Raw genomic sequence first — 26,650 nt, forward strand, 5'->3', positions numbered from 1 at the left:
AAATATTTATTAATTTTTCGTAATTTATGAGCTAATATGCGTAATTTAGGCTTATTGAAGGTATATTAATACATTTATTTTAATATATATTCTTGAATTTTGTCTGATTTAGTCGTAATTCGCCACGGCATATTAGCCCTTTATCTTTATCTGTCTATATTTCTCATAATACCAGTGAACTCATCAAAGTCTATTATCTTTATTCCTAGTTGTTCTGCTTTTATGAATTTAGATCCTGGATTTTCTCCAACTATAACATAATCTGTCTTTTTACTGACACTACTTGAGACATTTCCACCTAATTTAGTTATGATATTTTTGATTTCTTTTCTAGAAATCCCCTCTAATGTCCCTGTAACAACTATAGTTTTTCCTGAGAAAATCGAATCAGTACTCTTCTCTATTTCTTCGTAAACCGGTTTAATACCCATTTGTAACATTTTTTCTATGCTCTTGTTTATTTTTTCATCGTTAAAGAATTCTATGATATCTTCAGCTACTTTATTACCGATATCGTTTATTAATATTAATTCATCATATGAAGATTTCTTAATATTTTCTAATGATTTAAAGTTATTTGCCAAATCACTAGCTGTCTTTTTTCCTACATTTGGAATCCCCAGTGCGTATATGAATGATTCCAATTTGCATTGTTTACTTGCATTTATAGCATTTATTAAATTATCTGCTTTCTTTTCTCCAAATCGTTCAAGTCCTATTAAGTCCTCAATTTTTAACTCATATAACCCAGGTATATCTTTTAAGTGTATTTCTTCGAATAGCTGTCTTGCAGTTTTTTCACTAAATCCTTCTATGTTCATTGCATCTCTACTTGCAAAATGAACTAATCTTGATATTAATTGTGGTTTACATGATAATGAGTTAGGACAAAAAATGTGCACTCCTTCTTTAACTAACTCACTCCCACAAGAAGGACAATGATTTGGTTTTTTAATATCTGTAGTCCTAGCTTCGTCTTCTTGTACGATTCCCATAATTTCAGGAATAACATCATTTGATCTTCTTATCCATACTCTAGATCCAATTTTAACTTTTTTTCGTGTTATATCATCACAGTTATTGAGAGTGGCTCTTTTAACTGTAACCCCTCCAATATCTACAGGTTCTAACAATGCTGTAGGTGTAACTTTACCTGTTCTACCAACATTCCATACTACATCTAAAAGCTCTGTAGTTACCTCTTCTGCCTTGAATTTATATGCAACTGCCCATCTAGGGAATTTTTGTGTGTAACCTAATATCTCTCTTGTTTTCATATCGTTTACTTTGATTACTAAGCCATCTGTTAATACATCTAATTTTTCTCTTTCTTCTTTAGCTATCTCTATTTCTTTTATTACATCTTCTATATTGTCAAATTTCTTAATATATTTACTTACGTTAAATCTATTCTCTTTTAAGAAATCTATCATCTCTAAATGTGTTTTAAATTCTTTACCTTCTATATAACCTATGTTATAAAAATATGCTATTAAATTTCTCTTTGCTGTAACACTAGGGTCTAAATTTCTCAGCGCACCAGCTGCACCATTTCTAGCATTTTTTAAAGGCTCATCAGCTATTTTGTTGTATTCTTCTAGGGCAGAAAGTGGCATCATTCCTTCTCCTTGTACTTCAATTGTACCCTTAAAATCTATATCTAGAGGAACTGATTTTATTGTTTTTATCTGTGGTAATATACCTTCTCCTGTTATACCGTTCCCTCTTGTCGCACCTTGGATTAACAATCCGTTTTGGTATGTCAAAATTAATCTGAGTCCATCAAACTTATACTCCATAATATATATAGGACTAGGAAGTTTGTCTTCGTTTGATGTATTATATTGGTTTATTAATTTTTTTGCGCGTTTATCCCAGTCTTTAAGTTCTTCATAGCTTTGGGCTTTGTCAAGACTAAAGAGCGGTGCTAAATGGTTGTGTTTTTGAAATTTTTCTAGGATGTTGCCTCCTACTCTTTGTGTTGGAGAATTGTTTGCTATATATCCTGTCTCTTTCTCTAATTTAACTAGTTCATCATATAATGCATCATATTCACTATCACTGACTATTGGGTTATCTAATGTATAATAATGATAATTGTATGTGTTTAATTTATCTATTAGCCAGTTTACTCTATCCATCTTATCTATTTTACTCAACCTCCTCTTGTTAACGTGTGACCTATATTATCTCAATAGGTGCAAATGAAAGCATTAGCTTTTTTATACCTTTGTTCTTGAATGCAACTGTTACTTCTGTTTTTTCTCCTTCTCCTTTAACTTGAACAATCGTTCCTATTCCCCACACTTTATGGTTAACTTTTGTACCTATTGCTATGTTAGTACTATTTTCTATATCATTTATTGCTGGTTTAATGGTTTCATGCCTATATACATGACCTTTAAAGAGTTTTCCTTCTCGTTTTTTCATTCCTTCTCTTATCTGTTTTCTTTTATTTGCTTTTTCTCCTAGATACTCTTCTATCAAATTTCTAGGTATTTCCTCTAAAAATCTTGAGGGTGCATTAAATTGACTCTTCCCATGCAACATTCTTCTATCTGTATGAGTTAGAAACAGTTGTTTTTCTGCTCTTGTTATTCCCACATAGCAGAGTCTTCTTTCTTCTTCTAGCTCATCGTCTTCAAATATAGCTCTAGACAACGGAAAGACATTTTCCTCCATTCCAGTCATAAATACTATAGGAAATTCTAACCCTTTAGAGCTATGAAAAGTCATGAGTGTAACTGAATTGTTCACTGTTTCATCGGTTTTATCAATATCTGATAACAGAGAAATATTTGCTAGAAAATCTTCTAAAGATTTCTCTCCTTCATTTTCTTCATAGTTAACTGCAACTGATATAAATTCCTTAATATTTTCTATCCTACTTTCTGCTTCTAACGTTTGCTGTTCTTCTAACTCTTTAATATATCCTATATCATTTATTATTGCTTCGATTAGTTCTTTTACTCCCATTATTTCTTTCATCGCAATGAACTTGCTTATTAATAATGAAAACTTCTCAAGCTTGGCTATTGCCCCTTTTGATAGACCTCCTATATCTTGTACGTCTAATATAGCGCTATATAAACTTTCTCCTGTATTATTGCAATAATCCTGAACTTTTTCTACTGTTTTTAATCCTATACCACGCTTTGGTGTATTAACTATTCTCTTAAAACTTACATCATCAAGTGGATTTTGTATTAATCTCAAATATGCTACTATATCCTTTATTTCTTTTCTATCGTAGAATTTTAGCCCTCCAACTATCTTATATGGAATATTTCTCTTTATTAACATTTCCTCTAGTATACGAGACTGTGCATTTGTCCTGTAAAGTATACAAAAATCCTTATAAAAGTAGTTCTCTATATCTCTGATATTCTGTATTCTGTCTACTACAAAACTAGCTTCCTGCAATTCGCTTTCTGCATTATATAAACATAGTGGTTTACCATCTTCTTGTTCTGTCCAAAGATTTTTTTTCTTTCTGTTCATATTATTATCTATAACATAATTTGCGGCGTTCAGTATATTCTTTGTGGATCTATAGTTCTGCTCTAGTTTTATTATCTTTGAATTAGTGTATTCTTTTTCAAACTCTAGTATATTTGAGATATCAGCACCTCTCCACCCATATATTGATTGATCTGCATCTCCTACTACACAAACGTTTTTGTATTTTTTGCCTATCAATCTAATCAACTCATACTGTGCTGAATTTGTATCTTGGTACTCATCTACAAGTATATATCTAAACTTTTCTTGATAATAGTCTAAAATATCTTCATTATTTATAAATAACTCTATAGTTTTAGTAATCAAATCATCAAAATCGAGTGCATTATTTGATTTTAATTTGCTTTGGTATAGCTCATATATTTCTCCTTTTTGGCGTTCTCTAAAATCGCCAAAAAACTCTTTGATGTACTCCTGTGGACTAGTTAGTTTATTCTTTTGATTGCTTATAAAGCTAATCATCGATTTTACTTCATAATGTTTTGGGTTTACATCTAATTCTTTTATACAATTTTTCACTACTGTCTTTTGATCTGTATAATCGAAGATAACAAAGTTAGTATTATATCCTAGTCTTTCTATATCTCTTCTAAGAATTCTAACACATATTGAATGAAATGTTCCTGCCCATAAGCTATATGTGTTCATCTGTAATAGGTTTTCTATTCTTTCCTTCATCTCTTTTGCGGCTTTGTTTGTAAATGTTAGAGCTAATATATTATTGGGGCGTACCCCCTTCTCTGTTATTAAATATGCAATTCTATGAGTCAGTACTCTAGTTTTACCAGAACCTGCTCCTGCCAGTATTAATGTTGCTCCTTCTGTCTTCATGACAGCTTCTTTTTGTTTATCATTAAGGCCTTCTAAGCAATTCATTTCATACTCCTTCCTAAAACTCTTGGCTACTTCTGAAGTTAAGTATATCATAATTATGTATTTTTTTTGAGTAATATTTTATTATTATAGCAAATAAAAAAAGACATGTATAAGCGAGCTGTTTACTTCGCTTCATGTCTTAATTTCCATAGCTTATTATTGCTCTACAGTTTGTGCTTTCTTTTTACTGAAAGCAAGTATAGCTCCTAACGCTATAGATAGACTTGCTGCTACTAATACTCTATATTCTTCTGGCAATAAAAACGTTATAGTATGAGCTGGTATCCAGAAAAATGGTACAGTTTTTAAAATTACAAAAGAAACAAAACTACTCCATTCTACTTTTGTTACTACTTCTTTTAAAGATACTTTACCTTTACGTTCATATTTGAGGTCAATATATGTGTCTGTAATCCTATGAAAAGCCATCATAGTTGGTGCAAATGTAAGATTCATTATTGTACTTACAAAGAATGCAAATAAGAATTTCGAGTCTCCTCCTGGTAATAAACCAGTTATTAATAGTCCCTTAACTCCTCCTGTATAAGTTGCAAACATTAAAACTATAATCATACCTAATAATCCCCATATTAACGCTCTATAAATTATTCCTTTAGGTATCTTCCACTCTGATGATGTAATCCTTATAGCTAATAATTCACCCATAGTTGAAAGTATAGCAAATTTGATAAATCCTCCAATAAATTTATGCTCTGTAGTTAATTTAACAAATACTACATGAGTTGCTGGTAAAACCATAATAAGTATAAATCCGATTAATGCCAATCCCCATACAAAATCACCTTTTTTCATCTATACACCTCCAGTTGATTTATTATCACAATCTATTATATATAATTTATTTTAATCCTTCAAATTAATTTAAATTAATATTTGCTCTTACTATGTTTGAGTATCTTAGAGATTGATGTTACTAGTATTATACCAACTGATATTGATACTGCTGTAAATGCTGTTTGTATTGTTATGTCGATAGCCTTTGAATAATTGTTGTTTATCATATTTGCAACTGATAAATACATCGCAAAACCTGGTACTATCGGTACAATTCCAGGTATCACAAAAATCGTGACAGGTGTTTTCTTTATACGAGCAAGTATTTCTCCTAATATACTGATTGCAATAGATGCAATAAATGATGCAATTATTGGATTTGCGAAACTATTTATATAGCTGTATACCACCCATCCTATAGCCCCTGTAAATCCTACATGAAAGAGTAGTTTTTTTGGCACATTAAACATAACTGAAAAACCAACTGTAGCAAATAAGGCAAATATAAACTCTTTTACAAATATCATTATATTACCCCCCCTGTAATATATACTGATAGCTTAAGAACTGCACCTACTCCTGCAGCTATTGATATAGCAATCATAACAGCTTCTGCTACTCTTGTAATTCCTGCTACTAAATCTCCAGATATAAAGTCTCTAAGACCATTATTTAGTGCTACTCCTGGCACTAATGGCATTATCCCACCTACTATTATCACATCTATATTATTAACGATATGAAGCTTTTTTGTAACTATTACTATGCAAGCTGTTATAGCTCCGCTTACCATGTTGGCTAAAAAACTCGTATTGCTAACTCGTTCTATTTTCCAATTTACAAATATCCCAACAACACCCGCTACAAAAGCCACTATGAACTCTATTATATTAGCTCCAAACAGCAATGAAAAAAACGCTGAAGCAAGTCCTGTAGATACTATTCTTATTAATTCTGGATACTTCTGTTCATTATTAATACCATTTAATATTTCTATTGCTTCTGACTGTTTAATTTCTCCGTTAACAAATTGCCTTGAAAAATTATTAACTTTTGCTATTTTATCTAAATTATTTGTTCTGTTCTTTACTCTTTTTATAAAGCTTATCCCATCTAATCTATCATCTGATATAAATAAGCCTGTTGGTGTAACAAATGAATTAACATGCTTCATATTTTTTGATTTGCAAATCATATTTATAGTCTCTTCTGTTCTATAAGTCTCTCCACCATTTGCGAGAATTATTTCACCAGCATATAGCGCTATTCTAAGTATTTCCTTTTTTTCCTGTTCTGTCATTTTCACTCCCTCTTTTCCCATATGACTTATGTCTTACCAATTAGATATAATATCTTATTTTTATTATTATGTATATAGTAAATGTTTTTTATTTTAATTCGTTCAATATTACAAGTTTTAGGCAAATGTTTTCCTTGTGTACATTGTCTTTTTTTATATTATACTAATGTATATCAATTTTTTAATTACTATGAAATATTGAGCATTTGTAAGCTCTAGTGACTTATTTGATTATTATTGTGTTCAATAAATTAATTTAAACTTTTATGAATACAAACAGAGTTTTACTAATTTCTTATACAGGAGTACTATATTAGATGGTCTAAGACAGGTTTGCACATATAATTGGCAATAAATTCAGCTTTGCCCAAATAATACAACTGTGTTTTTTGTGAGTATTCGAAATAATAAGTTGTAACTATTTTAGTAAGTAATGTGCACTATTTTATATATTTGTGAGGTGTATTGATATGAATTCTTTTTTAAGCATAGGTATTGCGTTACTTATTGGTATAGTAATAGGCAAATCTATGAATTTACTTAAAATACCTGCTGTAGCAGGTTATGTTATCACCGGATTAATAGTTGGTATTTCAGGTTTTAATATTATTAATGATAGTATGATTAACAATTTGTCTTTTTTAAGCACTATAGCTTTAAGTATAATTGCTTTTAATATTGGAAGTGAACTTAAAATCACTACTCTAAAAAAACTTGGTAAGTCAATTTTTATAATTGCCTTATGTGAGGCCTCTGGAGCTTTTATTTTAGTAACTGGTATAATGCTTTTATTAAAACAAGACATGTCTACAGCTCTTATTTTAGGTGCTGTTTCATCTGCTACTGCTCCTGCTGCTACAGTTATGGTAATTAAGCAATATAAAGCTAAAGGCCCTCTAACTAGTACTTTATTAGGAGTTGTTGCTGTAGATGATGCTATATGTTTGATGATATATGCTGTTGCTTCTGCAATAGCTAAGGTTTTCATTAAGCATGAAATGATTACTATTTATAAGGTGGCATTTCACCCATTAATGGAAATATGTTTATCTCTATTTGTTGGAGCTATTTGTGGCATAATGTTATCATATCTAGTCAATAAGGCTAAAACTGAAACTGAACTTTTATGTTTTACTGTAGGTATTATATTATTGATCAGTGGAATAGCTCAGAAATTTGATTTATCCACGCTTCTTTGCTCTATGGCTATGGGTGTAATGGTATCAAATGTATCAAGCAAGAGCCACAAAACATTCTCTATAATAGAAAATTTTTCACCACCAATTATAACTCTATTTTTCATACTTGCCGGCTCAAGGCTTGATATATCCCTGCTGCCTCATATAGGTATAATAGGTGTAGCTTATTTAGTATTTAGAATTTTAGGCAAAGTTTTTGGAGCTTCTATAGGTGGGATTATATCTAAATCACCTGCTGTTGTAACTAAAAATATAGGTCTGGGTTTATTTTCACAGGTTGGTGTTGCTATAGGACTTGCCATTGCAGTTAGCAATGACTTTGCTTCTTCAAATTTAGGGACAATTGTTATCACTATATTATTAGCTACTACAATTATTACTGAAATAATTGGCCCTATTGCCACAAAAAATGCTATAATAAGAGCTAAGGAGATTAATATACAAACTAATTCATAACAAGATAGGAGGGAGCAAGAATGTATGCACTTTTTCTTATATTAAATGATGTTTATATGTTAGATGATATTTTTGAAATTTTCTATGAGTTAAAGGTTGGCGCTACTTCTTTTGATAGTATAGGAATGGGTAAGGTTTTACTTGAACATAACGTAAGTGTACCTTTTTTCTCTAGTATTAGAAAATTAATAGACGGAAATAAGCCATACAATAAAACTATTGTTAGTGTCATTAAAGAAAAAGAAGTATTAGATGAAGCTGTTGAAAAGATTAACCAAAAACTAGATAACTTTAATAAACAAGGCATTGGATTTATGTTTGTTGTACCAGTAATTGACTGCTATGGTTCAGGTAAAAAATAAAACTGCTATTTTGAGTATTGTAATCTAGCTTATCTTGATGACAAAGTTATCAAGATAGCAAAGTGTAGTAAGAGTTTAATTCGGGAGCGTGTTAAAATTGAGTAGCAGAGCTTACTTAGAAGTAAGCAAGCAACGTTAGACCAATGCAAAAAATTGAGCTTTTAAGCAGTATGAGAGGGATGTCCCCATCGACACCCCTCTCATTTTTTTAATTATTTAAGTTATAAAGATTGAAATTTATTATATAACATATAAAAGATATGTAATTATAGTCTAAATTTCAATAACGCTGTATTTTGCCATGGTGTATTTTTGTTAAAATATAAATTATGATTACGTTTATTAATATTCTTCTTCAATTCCTAGCCTATCTAGAATACTCTTATAACCATCTGAACCATAGTTCAAGCATCTACTTACTCTACTAATTGTTGCCGTACTAGCACCGGTTTCCTTTTCAATATAATTATAGGTCTTATTCATTCTTAGTAATTTTGCTACATATAATCTCTGTGCAATCGATTTCAGTTCATTTACAGTACAAATATCATCAAAAAATCTGTAACATTCTTCTTCATCATTTAATAGCAAAATAGCTTCAAATAGTTCGTCAACCATCTTATCCTTAACCTTTGATTGGTATCCCACAAGATCACCTCCACACTATCTGTATTAATTTGTAATATTATACCTAGGTGTTGTTCATACTATTTTTATAAAACACAATATGTTTTACTCATGTATTATTATACTACGTTTAAATATTAGTGTTTTATTATATTAATAATTTATCATTAACTAACTATATATTCAACAACTTTTAGGAGGAACTATGGATAATCACAATACTAAACAAAAGCAAATTTCGACAAATGGATACGATATAATTTTAGACACTTATAACAAATATAAATATCCCATAATCGAAAACCAAATTAACGCACTTACTTTTCCTTGGAAATTACAGAACGGTAGTGATATTATTGATACGATGAAATTTTGTCAAAAGGAGTTAGATGAAGAGTTCAATAATCTAAAATAGCGCAAATTTATTGTCGATTTATGATAAATTAAGCTTTTGTAACTCAATGTTAAAAAAAATTAACATTTGCTTAGATTACCATTTAACGACATAATAGTTATCTGATCTGTTTAAATATGATTACTTTTTGAGATATTATTTTTCAGATTAAGTATGAATCAATCGTATAAATATACAAAACTATAGTTTATTTTGTAATCTAATGTCATTATAGTGGTAATTAAAACAGATTCATATCTATTTTGCTTTTCTATAAACCAAATCCTATATGTAATTTGATTTTAAAGAATCCAATAAGAGCAATCTTAAAATACTTACTAAGATTGCTCCTTTTTTTATCCTAAATCTTTATAATTTAGCTATATCTCTTCTATAATGCATATTTTCAAATGTTATCTCTTTTGCTTTATTATACACCTTGTCTCTAGCTTCCTTTAATGTATCAGCTAACGCTGTTACTGCTAATACTCTACCTCCATTTGTAAGTATCTTGTCATCCTCTTTCTTAGTACCTGCATGAAACACCAATATATCATCAATATTGCTTTGTAAATTTTGTATTTCTTTATTTTTCTCATATCCTTTAGGATACCCTCCTGAAGCAATTATAACACATACTGATTTTTTGTCCGACCATATTAAATCACTTTGTTTTAAAGTTCCATTTATAGTTTTAAGTAAAACATCAACTAAGTCACTCTCTAACCTTCTGAGTACAACCTCTGTTTCTGGATCTCCAAACCTCACATTAAACTCTAATACTTTAGCTCCGTTCTCTCCTACCATAAAACCTATGAATAATATCCCTTTATAATCTATATTGTCTTTTTTTAGACCTGCCATAAATTTTTTTAGTACTTTTTCATTTATCTCATCATGTAAAGCATGTGTCAATATATTATTAGGTGAAAAGCACCCCATACCACCTGTATTTGGTCCTTCATCATTATCAAATGCTTTTTTATAGTCTCGTGCGCTCTCCATAGGTATTATATCTTTTCCATTTACGAAACATAAGAGTGATATCTCTGTTCCCTCTAAAAATTCTTCTATTACTATATTGCTTCCTGCATCTCCGAATTTCTTATCATTAACCATTTCCTTTATAGTAACTATTGCTTCATCTCTATTGTTACAAATAACTACTCCTTTACCAGCTGCTAAACCATCTGCTTTAATAACTATTGGCATATCGAAGTTATCTAACTCTTTTATAGCTTCTTTTTCATCACTAAATACCTCATATCTTGCAGTTGGTATACCATGCTTTTTCATGAAATCTTTTGCGAATATTTTACTTCCTTCTAGTTTTGCAGCTTTTTTATTAGGCCCAAATATACATAGGTTATTTTCCACAAACAAATCCACTATTCCTGCTACTAAAGGACCTTCAGGACCTACTACTGTTAAATCTATACCACTTTTTTTAGCAAAATCACATAGCCCATTTATATCATCTACTTTTATATCCACGCATTTAGCTAAATCACTAATCCCTGCATTACCTGGAGCACAAAATATTTCATCTACATTTGGGCTTTTACTTAGCTTCCAAACTAAAGTATGTTCTCTTGCACCACTTCCGATAACTAAAACCTTCATTTAAACACCTCTTTTCCTATTATTTTAAATTTAGCAATGAATTGTGTCATTTCCCCGGTAATATGAAGCTTTTATACTATTTTAATGTTTAAAGTGTCGAATGTTTGTAAATACCATTACTATACCATGTTCATCACAAGCTTTTATTGATTCCTCATCTCTAATAGAACCACCGGGTTGAATTATTGCCTTTATCCCCGCTTTAGCAGCTGCCAAAACACAATCTGCAAATGGGAAAAATGCATCCGATGCCATAACTGCTCCATCTGCTTTGCCACTACTTTGCTTTAGAGCATTCTCTAACGCCCATATTCTACTCACTTGTCCCGGACCAACGCCAACTGTACCCTTATCTTTTGCAAGTACTATACCATTTGATTTAGTATTCTTAACTGCTTTCCATGCAAATATTAAATCTTCTAACATTTCTTGGGTTGGTTTTGTCTTTGATACTACTTTTAATTCTCCGTTTAAAAGTCCATTGTTTCTATCTTGTACTAATAGTCCACCTAACACTTTTTTTGCATCATATGTGTTATAATCATTTTTATTTATATTATCAAGTTGTAATATCCTTATGTTCTTTTTTGATTTTAATATCTCTAATGCTTCATTACTGTATTTAGGTGCAACTAGCACTTCTATATATATATCATTTATCATTTTAGCTGTATCTGCATCTATCTCTCCATTGCAAGCAACTATCCCTCCGAAAATAGACAATGTATCTCCCTCGTATGCCTTCTTATACGCTTGATATATAGTATCTGCACTTCCAATTCCACAAGGATTTGCATGTTTTACAGCTACTACTGTAGGCTCATCATATTCTTTTAATATCTCTAATGCTCCATTAGTATCATTTATATTATTAAAGGATAGTTCTTTGCCGTGAAGCTGTTTAGCTTTTATTAATGTTCCTTCTACTTTATCAATCTGAGCATAGAATGCAGCTTTTTGGTGTGGATTTTCTCCATATCTAAGTTCTTGTTTTTTCTCAAATGTCAGAGTTATTGTATCCGGTAGTTCTATATTTAGTTTTTTATTAAAATAATCTGCTATCAATGTATCATAATGACTAGTGTGCTGAAAAACTTTAGCTGCTAATCTTTCTTTTGTTTCTAATGAAGTGTCTCCTTCATTTTTATATTCATTTAAAATCATGTCATAATCTGAAGGATCTACTGCAACTGTTACAAACTTATAGTTCTTAGCTGCTGCTCTAAGCATTGAAGGCCCACCTATGTCTATATTCTCTATAACTTCATTATGGGTAACCCCTTCTTTTAATATTGTAGCTTTAAAAGGATATAAGTTATTAACCACTAGATCTATTGTATTGATATCTAATTCTTTCATTTTTTCTACATGTGATTGGTTATCTCTTACTGCTAGCAATCCTCCATGTATTCTTGGATGAAGTGTCTTTACTCTACCATCAAAACACTCTGGAAACTCAGTGATATCTGATATATCAATCACATCTAATCCTGCTTCTTTTAATGTTCTTTTAGTACCGCCTGTTGATATTATTTCCCATCCTAATTTTACTAGCTCTTTTGAAAATTCTACTATGCCAGTTTTATCAAAAACACTAATTAGCGCCCTTCTCATATTAATCCTCCTAAGGTATAGTCTATTTTTCTATATAAACTTTATTTTCTTTCACGCTTAACTTTCCCTGACAATACAGCTTAACCGCGTCGACTAATATTTTATGCTCAATCTTGAGTACCTTTTTCTTTAATGACTCTAATGTCTCATGGTCACTTATCTTAACACATTCTTGCAATACTATTGGACCAGTATCCGTACCCTCATCTACAAAATGAACGGTTGCCCCTGTAAGCTTTACACCCTTTTTTAATACAGCTTTATGTACATTCTCTCCATAATACCCTCCACCACAAAAACTAGGTATTAATGAAGGATGAATATTAATAATCCTATTTTTATACTCTTTTATAAAATTAGGTGTTAATATCTTAAGATATCCCGCTAACACTACAAGCTCTACTCCTCTTTCTTTCATCTCATGTAGTATGTCTTCATTATATTGATAGATATTGTTATATTTTTTGCTGTCTATAACTAAACTCTCTATACTGTGTTTTTTAGCTCTCTCTAAACTGTAAACACCAAATTTGTTAGATATAACCACAGCTATCTCTGCATTTATATTATTGTTATATATTGCGTCTATTATAGCTTGTAAGTTCGTTCCTCCCCCTGAAACCAAAACTCCAATTTTTACTCGTGACATAATATCACTCCATCATTGCCTTCTACTATTTCTCCGAGCATAAATGCTTTTTCATTAACTTCATCTAAATACTTCATTAATTGACTACTATCATCTTTAGACACTACTAAAACCATCCCAACACCCATATTAAATGTATTATACATTTCATCTATTTCAATATTTCCTAACTTTCTTATGAAATCAAATATTGGTGGTGTTTCTATAACGCTTGTATCAATCTTTGCTGTAAGATTTTCCTCAAACATTCTAGGTATATTCTCATAAAAACCACCGCCAGTTATATGACTGATTCCTTTTACGTTAAACTTTTGTACAATATCATAAACGGGTTTAAAGTATATTCTTGTAGGCTTTAATATCTCTTCTCCTAATGTCCCTTTAAGACCATCATATTTCTTATTTACATCTAATCTATTTACATCAAATAGTACTTTTCTAACTAATGAATATCCATTACTATGAAGTCCTGAAGAAGGTAATCCGATTATTACATCTCCTGCTTTTATAGTAGCTCCATTAATTATTTTTTTCTTATCAGCTATACCAACTGAAAATCCTGCTACATCATATTCTCCGTCGCTATAAAAACCTGGCATTTCTGCTGTTTCTCCACCTATTAGAGAAGCTCCACAATCTATACAGCCATCTGCTATGCCTTTCACTATATCAGAAACCACTGTTGGCTTTAGTTTTCCTGTAGCAATATAATCTAAAAAGAATAGTGGCTTTGCACCTTGGCATAGTATGTCATTTACACACATTGCCACACAGTCTCTACCTATCGTATCATGCTTATCCATCATGAATGCAATTTTGAGCTTTGTTCCCACTCCATCTGTTCCTGAAACCAATATAGGCTCTTCATAATCATCCTTATTTATCGCAAACAATCCTCCAAAGCCACCTAGATCAGAAACTACATTTTTTGTAAACGTCTTTTTTACACTTTCTTTTATAAGTTTTACAGACTCATATCCTGCTTCTATGTCTACTCCTGAAGATTTGTAAGTTAAACTCATGCTATTCCTCCTCAATAGGTAATTTACTACTTAGTATTTCTTATTATTTCCTTCTAATGGTACTTCCATTGGATAATCTCCATTGAAACAAGCCTTGCAAAATCCTTGATCTCCACCTGCTTTAGATAACCCTTCTAGTGATATATATGCTAATGAGTCAGCACCAATAAGTTCTCTAATTTCTTCAACAGTATTATTAGCACCCACTAATTGGTTTCTGTAAGGAGTGTCTATGCCAAAATGACATGAATACGCTACTGGTGGAGAACTAACTCTGACATGAACTTCTTTAGCACCAGCTTTTTTTAGCATCTCTACTATCCTTTTACTTGTAGTTCCTCTTACTATAGAATCATCAACCATAATGACTCTTTTCCCCTCTATGTTTTGCTTTAATACGTTAAGCTTGATTTTTACTCCTTGTTCTCTCATCTCTTGATTCGGCTGTATAAATGTTCTCCCTATATATTTGTTTTTTATAAGCCCTATACCATATGGTATTCCTGACTCCTCTGCATATCCTATTGCTGCAGGTGTTCCTGAATCAGGAACAGAAATTACTATATCTGCATCAACTGGAGCTTCTTTTGCAAGTATCTTTCCTGTCCTGCTTCTAAATAAATACATGTTAATACCATCTATTGTACTATCAGGTCTAGCAAAATAGATTAATTCAAATATACATAGGTTTTTTTTACACCATTTATCACTCTTATAACTTTGCATTCCATTTTTATCTATTATGATTATCTCTCCTGGCTCTATATCTCTATAGAACTCAGCTCCTATAGTATCTAAGACACAGCTTTCTGATGCTAAAACATACCCATCACTTAATTTTCCTATACAAAGTGGTCTTAATCCATGAGGATCTCTTACCCCTATCAATTGGTTATCTGACAACATAACTAATGCATATGAACCTTTTACTACTTCCATAACTTTTCTAATAGATGCCACTACGTCACTTTTATGATGTCTTGCTAGTAAGTTAGCTATAACTTCTGTATCTATAGATGTCTGAAATACTACACCAGAATCCTCTAACATACCTTTTAAAGCTTCAGCATTTACTAAATTACCGTTGTGCGCTAAAGCTATATCACCTTTTTTATATTTAACAACCAATGGTTGTGCATTTTCTACATAACTTTCTCCAGTAGTGGAGTATCTTACATGTCCAATTCCAATATTTCCTGTTAATTTATTTATTATTTTATCATTAAATACCTCTGGTACTAATCCCATATCCTTATGATAGTCTATCTGACCATTTCTGTTTATTGCTATCCCAGCACTTTCTTGTCCTCTATGCTGTAATGCGTATAATCCATAATATAGATGACCTGCTATATCATCACTATTCTCTGAATAAATTCCTATAACTCCACATTCTTCATGTAGCTTATCTTCCATGCTTTTGCCTCCTCTTTTACCTAGGATACCATTACTACTCTAGGAATGCAAAGCGTTTTAACTAGAAGGAGGGTAATTCCTTAACACTTTGCTCTTCCCAAAGTAGAAATATAGGTTAGCTTAATCTACTCAATACTTCTGTATAAGCTTCTTCTACATCCCCAAGGTCTCTTCTGAATCTGTCTTTATCAAGCTTTTTATTAGTCTCTACATCCCATAATCTACATGTATCCGGAGATATTTCGTCTGCCAATATTACTTCTCCTTGATGAGTACCAAACTCAAGTTTAAAGTCTATTAGTTTCATACCTTTAGCTTTAAAGTAATCACATAATACTTCGTTAACTTTAAATGCATATTCTTTAATTATCTTAACTTGATCTTTAGCTGCTAGTTCTATTGATTCAATATGATACTCATTAATCATTGGATCTCCTAAATCATCATCCTTGTAACAAAATTCTAGTACTGTACTTTTAAGCTCTGTTCCTTCTTCTAAACCTAATCTCTTTGCAAGAGATCCTGCTGCAACATTTCTAACTATAACTTCTAATGGAAGTATTTCTACTGATTTTACTGACATTTCTCTATCACTTAGAAGCTCTATGAAATGTGTTGGTATATTTTCTTCTTCTAAAAGTTTAAATAATAAAGCTGACATTTTATTATTAACCATACCTTTACCAGCAATTGTGCCTTTCTTTTCTCCATTAAATGCAGTCGCATCATCTTTGTACTCTACTATATACGTTAACTCATCATCTGTTTTAAATACCTTTTTTGCTTTTCCTTCATATAACATCTCTGCTCTTTTCATTATTCACACCCCACATTTTTAGCAAGCTCTATTACAGCTTGATCTTTTTCTTCTACTTGTTTAGCCATTTCAACTCTATATTGCTTCAGTTTTTCTCTTAATTCTTCATGTTTCACTGACAGTATCTGAATAGCTAGAAGTGCTGCATTTTCTGCTCCATTTATTGCTACCGTAGCAACAGGTATTCCCTTTGGCATTTGCACTATAGATAAAAGGGAATCAAGTCCATCCATAGTTGATGATTTTATTGGTAATCCTATTACTGGTAATACAGAAACGCCTGCTAATACCCCTGGTAAGTGTGCAGCTTTTCCTGCTGCCCCTATTATTAAATCATATCCCATATCCTCTGCATTGTTTGCAAATTCTATGGCTTTAAATGGTGTTCTATGAGCAGAAAGTACTCTTACATCTGCCTGTACATTGAACTCTTTTAGGATTTTTAAACCCTTCTCTACTACTGGAAAATCTGAATCACTTCCCATTATTACTGCAATTTTCATGATAATAATTCCTCCTTAGCTAAAATAATTTATACCTGCTTTAAACAATTGTTGATCTTTTGAGCCTGAAACATTTTTACTTATGTCTTTTCCTATTCTTTCTGAATGCCCCATCTTACCGAGTATTCTTCCATCTGGACTTGTTATTGATTCTACTCCAAAATATGATCCATTAGGATTAAACTCGCCATCATAACTTGCATTGCCATCATAGTCTACATATTGAGTAGATATCTGTCCTCTTTCTATAAGTTCTTTTATCACACCATCGGTCGCTATAAATCTGCCTTCTCCATGTGATAATGGAATATTATATATATCTCCTACTTTTGTGTTGCTGAGCCAAGGAGATAAGTTCGATGTAATCTTTGTCATAGCCATACATGATATGTGTCTACCAATTTTGTTGAATGTCAATGTTGGGCTATTTTCATCAGTGTTTCTTATTTCTCCATATGGCAATAATCCAAGTTTTATCAGTGCTTGAAAGCCATTACATATACCAAGCATTAAACCATCTCTTTTATAAAGCAACTCCATTACTGCTGATTTAACTTTTTCATTTCTAAATATAGTTGCTATAAATTTTGCTGAACCTTCTGGTTCATCTCCTGCGCTGAAACCTCCAGGGAGTGCTATAATTTGACTTTGTTTAATTTTAGAAATAAAATCTTCTATCGATTCTTCTATGAGACTAGGATTTAAGTTTTTAAATACACTTGATAATACTTTACCTCCTGCTCCTGTGAAGGCTTTTTCAGTATCATACTCACAATTAGTCCCTGGAAAAACTGGTACAAAGACTCTTGGTTTAGCAATTTTAATCTGTGACTTTATCTTATTACCATTATTATAAGATACATTATTAATACCACCTTCTGCATCTTCTTTTATTTTGTAAACATCTGATAACTTTTCTTGCCAAGATTTTATAGCTTCGTCTAAAGTTATAACTTCACCATCTATAATTATTGTACTTTCTTTGGTTGTCTTTCCTATTTTTATAAAATCTAAGCCTGTTAATAATTCGTTTATGTTGTATTTATCATCTATTTCCAATATTAATGAACCATAGTCATTGCTAAACACATCGTAATTTAACTTACTTGATATATTGACACCTATCTTATTTCCAAACGCCATCTTACTAATACTTGCTGCTACTCCTCCAAACTTAACTATTGAAGCTGATAGTATTTTCTCATTCTTTATCAATTCACTTATAGTTTTAAATATTTTATCTAATATTTTTAGATTTGGCACTTCTTCTTCATTTCTTTCTACTGGTATCAATACAATATTACTTCCCGGTTTCTTAAATTCAGTTGATACTACTTTATTACTGTCACCTATTCCAACTGCAAAACTTACTAAAGTAGGTGGAACATGTATGTCTTTAAAGCTTCCTGACATACTATCTTTACCTCCTATTGCAGCTTTACCTAGCATCTTCTGCACATAGAATCCTCCTAATAATGCACTGAAAGGCTTTCCCCATTTTTTTTCATCATTATTTAACTTCTCGAAATACTCTTGGAAACTAAGATAGATTTCATTATAGTTACCTCCCATAAGTACAACCTTTGCTATTGACTCTATTACTGCATACATTGCCCCATGAAATGGACTCCAACTCGCTATCTCAGGATTAAAACCATGTGACATTATAGTACATGTATTAGTTTCTCCTACAGCTGGAAGTTTTGCAACCATACCTATTGCAGGTGAAAGCTGATATTTCCCTCCATATGGCATCAATACTGTACCCGCTCCTACTGTACTGTCAAATCTTTCTACCAGTCCTTTTTGACATGTTACATTTAACTGTTTTAAATTCTTAATCCATCTTTCTTTTATTGAATCATTTTCCTCTATACATGATTTTTTGAAATAATTGTCTTCTCCGCTAGGACTTGTCACTACTACTTTTGTATGTTGTTTAGCACCATTTGTATCTAAAAAATCTCTACTCAAATCGAGTATACACGTTCCTCTCCACTTCATTTTTAATCTTCTGTTATCTGTTACAGATGCTATAACTGTTGCCTCTAGATTCTCTTGCTCTGCGAGCTTAATAAATTCATCTACATTTTTATTGTCTATAACTACTGCCATTCTTTCTTGTGACTCAGATATAGCAAGCTCTGTTCCATCTAGTCCTTCGTATTTTTTTGTTACTTTGTCTAAGTTTATATCTAAACCATCTGCTAACTCTCCAACAGCAACACATACTCCACCTGCACCAAAGTCATTACATCTCTTTATTAATCTACTTACATTAGGATTTCTAAATAGTCTCTGTATTTTTCGTTCCTCTGGCGGATTTCCTTTCTGGACTTCTGCGCCACATGTTAATAGTGAATCTTCTGTATGAGCTTTTGACGATCCTGTAGCTCCTCCGCAACCATCACGTCCTGTTCTTCCTCCAACTAACAATACTACATCTGTATTTTGTGGGGTCTTTCTAATAACATTTTCTTTCTTGGCTGCCCCAACAACTGCTCCTATCTCCATTCTTTTTGCTACGTAACCACCATGGTAGTATTCTCTTACCTGACCTGTAGCAAGTCCTATCTGATTCCCATATGAGCTGTACCCACTAGCTGATTCTGTACATATTTTTCTTTGTGGCAACTTTCCGACTATCGACATATTTATTGGTAAAGTAGGATCTCCTGCCCCTGTTACTCTCATTGCTTGATATACATAAGATCTACCTGACAATGGATCTCTTATAGCCCCGCCTAAACATGTAGCTGCCCCTCCAAAAGGTTCTATCTCTGTTGGATGGTTATGTGTCTCATTTTTGAACATTACAAGATATTCTTCGTCTTTTCCATCAACTTTTGCATTTACTACAACGCTACATGCATTAATCTCTTCTGATATATCCATTTTCTCTAGATTACCGTTCTTTCTCAATTCTTTCATAGCTAAAGTAGCAATATCCATTAAACACATATCTTTTTGTTTATCACCATATACATAATTTCTCGAATTTAAATATTCTTCATATGCTTTCTTTATAGGAAGTGTATATTTTCCTTCATCTATTATTACTTCCCTGATATTAGTTTGAAATGTCGTATGTCTACAGTGATCAGACCAATATGTGTCAATTACTTTTAACTCTGTTACAGTTGGATTTCTCTTTTCTGTATCTCTAAAGTAATCTCTACAAAGTGTTATGTCTTCTATGCTCATTGCAAAACCCATATCTTCTTTATATCTAGCTAACTCCTGCATATCTTTATCTATAAATCCTATTACTACAGAAATTTCCTCTGGTTGTTCATTCACGCTTAACAATGATTCATATCCATCTAATGAGGCTTCTCTAGAATCTACTGGATTTATGATATATTTTTTAATTTTATCTAAATCTGTTTTATTCAAATCTCCTTTTATAGCAATGATTTTTGCTGATTTAACTAGTGGTTTATTTTTTGTTAATATTTGAATACACTGTATAGCCTGATCAGCGCGTTGATCATACTGTCCTGGTAAGTACTCTACAGCAAATACATCATAATCTTCTAACTTTAATTCTTGGCATACTATATCAACATTAGGCTCTGAAAGTATTGTATTTGTTACTTCTTTAATAAATTCTTTATTTATACCTGATATATCATACCTATTGATAACTCTCAATTCTTCTATTGCTTCTATACCAAGAACTTTCTTTAAGTCATTTTGCAAATGTTTTGCTTCTACTCTGTATTGTTCTTTTTTTTCTACATAAATCCTATTGTTGTACAATGTCATATTAAATCTCCTTTGCTAATGGTTATATAAATAACACTTTAACCTGAATTATTTATGGAACGCCTCAAATATGGCGTATAGTTATTGATTTTCTATGAATAATTTAGGTTTAACTTAGTAAATCGAGTTTAAAAAAGCCCGAGGCGATATATCGGGCTTTTTATACTAATGTGGCAGTACTGTGAATCGTGCTATAAACAGAGCTGCAAGAATATATATTATTGGATGTACTTCCTTGCCTTTGCCTGTTACTAATTTAGTTATTGGGTAAAATATTATACCTGCTGCAATACCATTAGCGATACTATAGCTAAATGGCATTATTGCAATTGTTAAGAATGCAGGCAATGCTTCTGTAAAATCTTCAAAATCAATATGTTTCACTGATGTCATCATCAATACCCCTACTATTATCAACGCCGGAGCTGTTGCTTCTCCAGGTACTATCCCAACAAATGGTGCTAAGAATATTGATAACAAGAACATTACTGCTACCGTTACTGATGTAAGTCCTGTTCTACCACCTTCACTTACTCCTGAAGCACTTTCTACATAAGTTGTCGTAGTTGATGTTCCTATTAATGCACCAACTGATGTTGCTATAGCATCTGCAAATAATGCTTTATTCATATTTTTAAGTTTACCCTGTTCATTTATAAATCCTGCTTTTTCGCCAGTTCCTATAAGTGTTCCAATTGTATCAAATAAGTCTACTAAGCTAAATGATATAACTACTGTTAAAACACTTGTTATTGCTCCGATTAGTGATACTTCGCCACCTAATTTCAATAATCCTTTAAAATCAAGTGCAAATAATGTTGGCTTTAAGCTAGGTATTGACCAATTAAATGTATCTGGTATATGGGTAATCCCTGCTGGTATCCCTATAAGTGTTGTAAATATGATTCCTATTAATATTGCACCTTTTTGTTTCCTAGCCATTAATATGCCTGTTAATGTTAATCCTGCTAATGGAACATAAGCTTGCGCTTGAGTAAAATCTCCAAATCCAACTAATGTTGCTGGATTTGCAATTATTATATGTGCTCCTTTTAATCCTATCAATGCTATAAATAATCCTATACCTCCACCGATTGCTCTCTTTAGCGAATCTGGCAAAGCATCTACTATAGTTTCTCTAAGACCTGTTACTGTAAGTATAATAAATAATATTCCTGATATAAATACTGCTGCTAGCGCTTGTTGCCACGTATACCCTAGAGTCAAAACTACTCCGTAAGTAAAAAATGCATTAAGTCCCATCCCTGGTGCTAATGCGAAAGGTAAATTCGCGAATATACCCATTATCAAACAGCCTATAACTGCTGATATACAAGTTGCCACAAATATTGCTCCTACTACTGGATCATCAAAACCTATTTTTGCTGCTGCGTCTCCTAATAATCCCTGTGAATTCATACCTGCTAGCTTTAGAACATTCGGATTAACAAAGATTATATACGCCATAGTTACAAAAGTCGTAATACCTGCCATAATCTCTGTTCTTACATTTGTCTTGTTTTCCTTTAACTTAAATAAAGATTGCATTAAAGTTACCTCCTAATATAAAATTCCTTATTCTAAATAATAAAACCCAAATAGAGGTCATAAGTGAAACCTACCATTTGGGTCATTATAATAGCTGTATATAAACAAACCTGTTTATATACTCCCTAAGTATTCTTCACTCATAGTCGAGCAATTTACGGTCGCTCGGTAGAAACTTATCAGCCACATCCTGAAAATTATATGAGTTATTTAATTATAAAAATTTATGCCTTTTGCAAATTATATTAATATAATAACAAAGACTTATATACTAGTCAATATGTTTTACGAATATTTATATGTTATTTTTTTCTTTTTTATGTATTAATGCGAACGTTCAGTATGTTATATTTTAAAATAGTTCGTATATTAAATGTTTATAAACGTAAAATAAACCCTGTAAACTTCTTGATACTAAGAATGCCAAGGATATTAAAATATTTTTTATACAAAATTGCAAGCCAAATTGATTAAATATAAACTAAAATAGGCCGAACCCCATATATTATCACATTAAACTTTTTCCTTGTTAGTATATTCTAAGTTTTTGTCTTTATTAGAGAAAACCTCTTAATTAACTTTTTTCAGTTATAGAATTAGATAAAATATAGTTTATTAAAAAACAAAAGACGCAAAAAATTTTTTAAACTTATTTTTAGAGCAAAGGACAAAACATAAACTATGCGAACTTCTTGATTGCTACTATTTTCACTCTAGTTCAAACAACTGATATAATTCTTTGTTTTATTTGCACGTAAAGTTTGTAATTGAGTTTAAGCTGTTTGACAAAATTGTTGATTATGTTATAATTATTTTCAAACATTAATGATTTAGAGAGTTATAATAATTATAAAAATTAATCAATAAAATCAAAACATGGCAAACGTTTTCCAAAAAGTAAACACTAAATCACTAAATTGATGACGATGGAGGGGATATGTTGCATGTAGAAATAATAGCTAGATTTATTCTATCAATATTTGTAGGTGGAATTATTGGGTATGAAAGAGAATACCAGAATAGACCTGCTGGTTTTATAACACACATTTTAGTATGTGTTGGAGCTACCGTTATTGCTATAATACAAAGTCATTTAGTAGAAGATTCAATTAATTTGATAGCATCTCACCCAGAATTGGTAAATTGTTTAAAAGTAGATAGTGGTAGAGTAATTTCACAAGTAGTGTCAGGAGTTGGTTTTTTAGGTGCGGGTGCAATAATACATAACAAAGGTTCTGTTACAGGACTTACAACTGCTGCAACATTATGGGTAGTTGCGTGTATAGGAATAGCATGTGGATTAGGATATTATTTTTTAAGTATAGTTGCTACAACAGGCGTATATTGTGTATTGGTAATATTAAAAAAAGTTAAATTTAAAATTCAAGACAAAATATCAGGAACAATCGTAGAAAAATAAAATTTTTTTTGGGCTGATGAGAAATATAATTTCACTCAACTATAGCAATGTCAGTAATATAATTTCATAATGTTCAGTTAAATATCCCTAAGTTAAAATAAATCACCATTTTAGAAAAGCTGTAAAGTATGAAAATTGAGTTAATATAATTCAGCAATCAAAAACAAATGTGGATACATAATTAACAGATTGTCTAAGATAATGAAATTATATATAAAAATGTGTAGACAATATGTTAATTAGTAGATAAAGCCAAAAGAGTATTTATAGTAAAAGAAGTACTAAATTTCCTATAAATATTTGGGTTAAGTTTACTATTAAGGAGGAGAAGCAAATGGCTAACGCAAAAATGAAGCACTTATGCCTCGACATTTTAGAAAAAGTCGGTGGTAAAGAAAATGTTGTATCCGTAACGCATTGTGCAACAAGACTTAGACTAGTTATATCGAATAAAGAGCTTGTTGACAAAAAAGTATTAAACAGAGTTGACGGAGTTATGGGGGTAGTTGAACAAAGTGGTCAATTACAGTTGATTTTAGGTCCTGGTAAAGCTGCTAAAGTAGCTGATGAATTTGGACAACTCGTTGGTAAAAATGTAGGAGTAGAAGATGAGGTAAAAATTAGAAAGGCTGAATTAAAAGCTAAAAATAGCACTCCATTTAAAATGTTTTTAAGGCATTTATCTAATATTTTTATTCCATTGATACCAGCTTTTATAGGTTGTGGTGTTATTTATGGATTAGCAAAAATACTTTATAATACCCACTGTGTAGATAAAAATACATATTACATTCTTTATGTTATTGGAAAAGGTGTATTCCTGTATATGAACATAATGGTAGGTATGAATGCAGCTAAAGAATTTGGCGGCAGTCCATCTCTAGGTGGTGCAATTGCCGGTATTTTGACAACGAGCAAGCTTGCCAAAATAGTAATAAATGGGGATAAATTAATACCTGGAGAAGGTGGAATAATAGCAGTGTTAATAGCTGTAATTATTGGTGCATTATTAGAGAAGAAATTGAGAAAGATAATGCCATCGGTAATAGATTTAATAGTTACTCCTACCATTGTATTATTAGTTATAGGATTAGGAAGTTTATATATGTTCCATCCATTGGGAGCATTTTTGTCAGCTGGCCTTACAACAGTAGTTACAGCAGCTGTTGAAAAAGGTGGTGTTCTAGTAGGTGCATTGTTATCAGGTACATTCTTACCACTTGTAATGACTGGATTACACAGAGTTATCACGCCTATAGAAGTTAGTTTATTAGATCGTACTGGCTTAGATCTATTAAGACCAATATTAGCAATGGCAGGAGCCGGACAAGTAGGCGCTGCTTTTGCAGTATATCTTAAAACTAAAAATAAGAGGCTAAAAAAAATTATAGCAAGTTCATTGCCTATAGGTATGTTAGGGATAGGAGAACCTTTGATGTTTGGCGTTACATTGCCATTAGGTAAACCATTTTTAACAGCTTGCTTAGGTTCAATGATAGGTGGAGCTTATATTTCATTGACCAAAGTTGCATCCATAGGAATAGGCCTTTCAGGTTTACCATTGACATTGTTGATACCGTCAAGCAGTGTGGTAAACTACATTATAGCAACAGTTCTAGCATATGTAGGAGGCTTTGGGTTGACTTATTTAGTTAAGTGGGATGACATGGCAGAAGATACTGATGGAGAAGAAAATAGTGTATTAAACGAAGTACTTAATATCAAATAAAAAAACTATAAAAGTACTTATTATGATAGGATACCAGATTAGCCTTTATATTTAGGCTAATCTAGTATTCTATAAAACAAAATATTTCTATTATGCTAAAGTATTAATAGTTTTATAAAAATTAATCTTTGTAAAGATAGGAGGTATTTATAATGAAATGTGATTTTCATATTCATTCTACGTTTTCTGATGGTAGCGTAGGAATAAAAGCAATATTTAATCAAGCTAAAAAACAAAATATTGATGCAATAGCTATAACAGATCATGATACAATATTAGGATTAGATTTAGCTCAAAAATATAGCAAAGAATACGGTGTCGCATACATTCCAGGTGTAGAATTTACGGCAATAGAAGATGATTTAAAATTTCATATTTTAGCTTATGATATTGATATAGATTCAAAAGAATTAAAAGAATACTCTCAAAATGTATTAAATACACTAAATAATAAATCAAAGAAACAAATAAGACTAATGCAAAATAACGGTATAGACATAGATGAAGAAATCTTTTTTGATGAAAGTAATGGAGGGCCATTATATAGAGCAAAGATACTAAAAGTTTTATCTGACTATGGATATATAAAAAGAGAAGACATAATGGAAAAAATAAAACCATACTTTTCAAATTCATCACCTTACTATGTAGAAGATGATTTTGAATATTATGATTTTAAAACTACATGTGACATTATTCATAGGAATTCAGGTATAGTGGTATTGGCACACCCGAATAAAATAAAAAGTAAAAATAGGGACTTATATTATAGCTTATTAAGTAGTGAATTGATTGATGGAATAGAGGTATATCATCCGTCAAATAGTGTAGAAGTTCGTATTGAATTAGAAAAAATAGCCAACGATAGAAATTTAATAATTACTGGAGGGTCAGATTTTCATGGGGAATACAATAAAAATAAAATTCAAATAGGTGATATACAAATTCCAGATAAAGTATACAAAAATTTAGAGCAATATTTGCACAATAAATAATGCCAGTATAAAATG

The 26,650-nt window shown here is 31.4% G+C and carries 21 protein-coding genes and 1 riboswitch; of the genes, 6 read left to right on the plus strand and 15 right to left on the minus strand.

From position 1 onward, the window contains the following. Positions 1-146: 146 nt before the first annotated feature. The 5 genes from ligA to P3X86_RS18630 form a co-directional block, all read right to left on the minus strand. A complete protein-coding gene (gene ligA / locus P3X86_RS18610) occupies positions 147-2,141 on the minus strand; it encodes an NAD-dependent DNA ligase LigA (RefSeq protein WP_483294255.1) in 1,995 nt (664 codons plus the stop codon). Positions 2,142-2,181: 40 nt separating this feature from the next. Next, entirely contained in the window at positions 2,182-4,398 is a 2,217-nt protein-coding gene (gene pcrA, locus P3X86_RS18615; RefSeq protein WP_483294233.1) for a DNA helicase PcrA, read from the minus strand. Between the two features lie 156 nt (positions 4,399-4,554). Further along, positions 4,555-5,211 (minus strand): Mpv17/PMP22 family protein, encoded by a 657-nt coding sequence (locus tag P3X86_RS18620; protein ID WP_483294234.1) that lies wholly within the window; start codon positions 5,209-5,211, stop codon positions 4,555-4,557. 74 nt (positions 5,212-5,285) lie between these two features. After that, the gene (locus P3X86_RS18625; RefSeq protein ID WP_483294235.1) at positions 5,286-5,720 is read right to left on the minus strand and encodes a threonine/serine exporter family protein; all 435 of its coding nucleotides are present in this window, start codon (positions 5,718-5,720) and stop codon (positions 5,286-5,288) included. Further along, on the minus strand, positions 5,720-6,493 hold the full coding sequence (locus P3X86_RS18630) for a threonine/serine exporter family protein (RefSeq protein ID WP_483294236.1): 774 nt from the start codon (positions 6,491-6,493) through the stop codon (positions 5,720-5,722). The genes P3X86_RS18625 and P3X86_RS18630 overlap by 1 nt, the downstream gene beginning before the upstream one ends. 470 nt (positions 6,494-6,963) lie before the next feature. Between P3X86_RS18630 and P3X86_RS18635 the strand changes: the two genes are divergently transcribed. Next, positions 6,964-8,148 carry a cation:proton antiporter gene (locus tag P3X86_RS18635; RefSeq protein ID WP_483294237.1) on the plus strand — a complete coding sequence of 395 codons (1,185 nt, stop codon included), beginning with the start codon at positions 6,964-6,966 and terminating at the stop codon, positions 8,146-8,148. Between the two features lie 20 nt (positions 8,149-8,168). Further along, entirely contained in the window at positions 8,169-8,510 is a 342-nt protein-coding gene (locus P3X86_RS18640) for a hypothetical protein (protein WP_483294238.1), read from the plus strand. A 342-nt stretch (positions 8,511-8,852) separates the two neighbouring features. Here the strand turns inward: P3X86_RS18640 and P3X86_RS18645 are convergent, their stop codons facing one another. Continuing rightward, the gene (locus P3X86_RS18645; protein WP_483294256.1) at positions 8,853-9,128 is read right to left on the minus strand and encodes a YerC/YecD family TrpR-related protein; all 276 of its coding nucleotides are present in this window, start codon (positions 9,126-9,128) and stop codon (positions 8,853-8,855) included. 214 nt (positions 9,129-9,342) lie between these two features. On the opposite strand from P3X86_RS18645, the gene P3X86_RS18650 reads away from it, so the two are divergent. After that, entirely contained in the window at positions 9,343-9,552 is a 210-nt protein-coding gene (locus P3X86_RS18650) for a hypothetical protein (RefSeq protein WP_483294239.1), read from the plus strand. A 348-nt stretch (positions 9,553-9,900) separates the two neighbouring features. On the opposite strand, the gene purD is transcribed toward P3X86_RS18650, so the two are convergent. The 9 genes from purD to P3X86_RS18695 form a co-directional block, all read right to left on the minus strand. Beyond that, a complete protein-coding gene (purD, locus tag P3X86_RS18655; RefSeq protein WP_483294240.1) occupies positions 9,901-11,154 on the minus strand; it encodes a phosphoribosylamine--glycine ligase in 1,254 nt (417 codons plus the stop codon). Between the two features lie 81 nt (positions 11,155-11,235). Then, complete coding sequence (purH, locus tag P3X86_RS18660; RefSeq protein WP_483294241.1) at positions 11,236-12,768, minus strand: bifunctional phosphoribosylaminoimidazolecarboxamide formyltransferase/IMP cyclohydrolase; 1,533 nt, start codon at positions 12,766-12,768, stop codon at positions 11,236-11,238. A 22-nt stretch (positions 12,769-12,790) separates the two neighbouring features. Then, positions 12,791-13,417: a phosphoribosylglycinamide formyltransferase gene (gene purN, locus P3X86_RS18665; RefSeq protein WP_483294242.1), complete on the minus strand. Its 627-nt coding sequence runs from the start codon at positions 13,415-13,417 to the stop codon at positions 12,791-12,793. Beyond that, positions 13,405-14,439, minus strand: coding sequence for a phosphoribosylformylglycinamidine cyclo-ligase (gene purM, locus P3X86_RS18670; protein WP_483294243.1), 1,035 nt, complete (start codon positions 14,437-14,439; stop codon positions 13,405-13,407). Before purM ends, purN begins: the two co-directional genes overlap by 13 nt. A gap of 30 nt (positions 14,440-14,469) precedes the next feature. Next, positions 14,470-15,855: an amidophosphoribosyltransferase gene (purF, locus tag P3X86_RS18675; protein ID WP_483294244.1), complete on the minus strand. Its 1,386-nt coding sequence runs from the start codon at positions 15,853-15,855 to the stop codon at positions 14,470-14,472. Positions 15,856-15,970: 115 nt separating this feature from the next. Further along, complete coding sequence (gene purC / locus P3X86_RS18680) at positions 15,971-16,672, minus strand: phosphoribosylaminoimidazolesuccinocarboxamide synthase (RefSeq protein ID WP_483294245.1); 702 nt, start codon at positions 16,670-16,672, stop codon at positions 15,971-15,973. Beyond that, positions 16,672-17,175, minus strand: coding sequence for a 5-(carboxyamino)imidazole ribonucleotide mutase (gene purE, locus P3X86_RS18685; RefSeq protein WP_483294246.1), 504 nt, complete (start codon positions 17,173-17,175; stop codon positions 16,672-16,674). The genes purC and purE overlap by 1 nt, the downstream gene beginning before the upstream one ends. 15 nt (positions 17,176-17,190) lie before the next feature. After that, on the minus strand, positions 17,191-20,943 hold the full coding sequence (locus P3X86_RS18690; RefSeq protein WP_483294247.1) for a phosphoribosylformylglycinamidine synthase: 3,753 nt from the start codon (positions 20,941-20,943) through the stop codon (positions 17,191-17,193). Between the two features lie 165 nt (positions 20,944-21,108). Next, positions 21,109-22,491 carry an NCS2 family permease gene (locus P3X86_RS18695; RefSeq protein ID WP_483294248.1) on the minus strand — a complete coding sequence of 461 codons (1,383 nt, stop codon included), beginning with the start codon at positions 22,489-22,491 and terminating at the stop codon, positions 21,109-21,111. A 123-nt stretch (positions 22,492-22,614) separates the two neighbouring features. After that, a riboswitch (purine riboswitch) is annotated at positions 22,615-22,716 on the minus strand. 712 nt (positions 22,717-23,428) lie between these two features. Here P3X86_RS18695 and P3X86_RS18700 point away from each other — a divergent pair. From P3X86_RS18700 to P3X86_RS18710, 3 genes are all read left to right on the plus strand, one after another. Beyond that, the gene (locus P3X86_RS18700) at positions 23,429-23,911 is read left to right on the plus strand and encodes an MgtC/SapB family protein (RefSeq protein ID WP_483294249.1); all 483 of its coding nucleotides are present in this window, start codon (positions 23,429-23,431) and stop codon (positions 23,909-23,911) included. 334 nt (positions 23,912-24,245) lie between these two features. Beyond that, the gene (locus tag P3X86_RS18705; RefSeq protein WP_483294250.1) at positions 24,246-25,640 is read left to right on the plus strand and encodes a PTS transporter subunit EIIC; all 1,395 of its coding nucleotides are present in this window, start codon (positions 24,246-24,248) and stop codon (positions 25,638-25,640) included. Between the two features lie 152 nt (positions 25,641-25,792). After that, the gene (locus P3X86_RS18710) at positions 25,793-26,635 is read left to right on the plus strand and encodes a PHP domain-containing protein (RefSeq protein ID WP_483294251.1); all 843 of its coding nucleotides are present in this window, start codon (positions 25,793-25,795) and stop codon (positions 26,633-26,635) included. The last annotated feature ends 15 nt before the right edge of the window (positions 26,636-26,650 follow it).

It is taken from the genome of Abyssisolibacter sp. ZYX002 (assembly GCF_056892235.1).

Excerpts from the sequence above, each read along its gene's own strand:
- purM (WP_483294243.1), bottom strand. The coding sequence starts at position 14,439 with ATGAGTTTAACTTACAAATCTTCAGGAGTAGACATAGAAGCAGGATAT.
- ligA (WP_483294255.1), bottom strand. The coding sequence starts at position 2,141 with ATGGATAGAGTAAACTGGCTAATAGATAAATTAAACACATACAATTAT.
- purE (WP_483294246.1), bottom strand. The coding sequence starts at position 17,175 with ATGAAAATTGCAGTAATAATGGGAAGTGATTCAGATTTTCCAGTAGTA.
- purF (WP_483294244.1), bottom strand. The coding sequence starts at position 15,855 with ATGGAAGATAAGCTACATGAAGAATGTGGAGTTATAGGAATTTATTCA.
- P3X86_RS18710 (WP_483294251.1), top strand. The coding sequence starts at position 25,793 with ATGAAATGTGATTTTCATATTCATTCTACGTTTTCTGATGGTAGCGTA.
- P3X86_RS18695 (WP_483294248.1), bottom strand. The coding sequence starts at position 22,491 with ATGCAATCTTTATTTAAGTTAAAGGAAAACAAGACAAATGTAAGAACA.
- P3X86_RS18620 (WP_483294234.1), bottom strand. The coding sequence starts at position 5,211 with ATGAAAAAAGGTGATTTTGTATGGGGATTGGCATTAATCGGATTTATA.
- P3X86_RS18690 (WP_483294247.1), bottom strand. The coding sequence starts at position 20,943 with ATGACATTGTACAACAATAGGATTTATGTAGAAAAAAAAGAACAATAC.
- P3X86_RS18635 (WP_483294237.1), top strand. The coding sequence starts at position 6,964 with ATGAATTCTTTTTTAAGCATAGGTATTGCGTTACTTATTGGTATAGTA.
- P3X86_RS18630 (WP_483294236.1), bottom strand. The coding sequence starts at position 6,493 with ATGACAGAACAGGAAAAAAAGGAAATACTTAGAATAGCGCTATATGCT.
- P3X86_RS18705 (WP_483294250.1), top strand. The coding sequence starts at position 24,246 with ATGGCTAACGCAAAAATGAAGCACTTATGCCTCGACATTTTAGAAAAA.
- purD (WP_483294240.1), bottom strand. The coding sequence starts at position 11,154 with ATGAAGGTTTTAGTTATCGGAAGTGGTGCAAGAGAACATACTTTAGTT.
- purN (WP_483294242.1), bottom strand. The coding sequence starts at position 13,417 with ATGTCACGAGTAAAAATTGGAGTTTTGGTTTCAGGGGGAGGAACGAAC.
- pcrA (WP_483294233.1), bottom strand. The coding sequence starts at position 4,398 with ATGAATTGCTTAGAAGGCCTTAATGATAAACAAAAAGAAGCTGTCATG.
- purH (WP_483294241.1), bottom strand. The coding sequence starts at position 12,768 with ATGAGAAGGGCGCTAATTAGTGTTTTTGATAAAACTGGCATAGTAGAA.
- P3X86_RS18700 (WP_483294249.1), top strand. The coding sequence starts at position 23,429 with ATGTTGCATGTAGAAATAATAGCTAGATTTATTCTATCAATATTTGTA.
- P3X86_RS18645 (WP_483294256.1), bottom strand. The coding sequence starts at position 9,128 with ATGGTTGACGAACTATTTGAAGCTATTTTGCTATTAAATGATGAAGAA.
- purC (WP_483294245.1), bottom strand. The coding sequence starts at position 16,672 with ATGAAAAGAGCAGAGATGTTATATGAAGGAAAAGCAAAAAAGGTATTT.
- P3X86_RS18625 (WP_483294235.1), bottom strand. The coding sequence starts at position 5,720 with ATGATATTTGTAAAAGAGTTTATATTTGCCTTATTTGCTACAGTTGGT.
- P3X86_RS18650 (WP_483294239.1), top strand. The coding sequence starts at position 9,343 with ATGGATAATCACAATACTAAACAAAAGCAAATTTCGACAAATGGATAC.
- P3X86_RS18640 (WP_483294238.1), top strand. The coding sequence starts at position 8,169 with ATGTATGCACTTTTTCTTATATTAAATGATGTTTATATGTTAGATGAT.